This is a genomic window from Microbispora hainanensis, from assembly GCF_006874475.1.
GTDB lineage: Bacteria > Actinomycetota > Actinomycetes > Streptosporangiales > Streptosporangiaceae > Microbispora > Microbispora hainanensis.
The window spans coordinates 1-293 of record NZ_VIRM01000230.1; the positions used below are offsets into that span (position 1 = coordinate 1).

Below are 293 nucleotides of genomic sequence, written 5' to 3' on the forward strand. Positions count from 1 at the left end.
GCGCGGGCACGACCAGGGCACCGCACCCGAGCCGGAGGACGGGCACGCGCACGAGCATGAGCACGGGCGGAGGGGCGAGCCGGAGCCGGAGCCGGAGTGTGGGGATGGGTGCGGGGAGCTGCGGCGGTCGTGGGGCCGTCTTGGTGAGGGGCCTGTCGCCGGGTTGGCGTGGTCGGTGCCGGAGATACGGGTAGAGCTGACCACGTTGCTCGGGCACGATGAACATCCGGCCCACCTGCCTGGCTGGGGTATGGTCCACGCCGCCCACGCACGCCGCATCGTCACCGGCATGC

The 293-nt window shown here is 73.4% G+C and carries 1 protein-coding gene; it reads right to left on the reverse strand.

The features are described from left to right. On the reverse strand, positions 1 to 259 hold a 259-nt coding region (locus tag FLX08_RS41780), incomplete at its 3' end, for a hypothetical protein (RefSeq protein WP_208762004.1). Positions 260 to 293 lie beyond the last annotated feature (34 nt).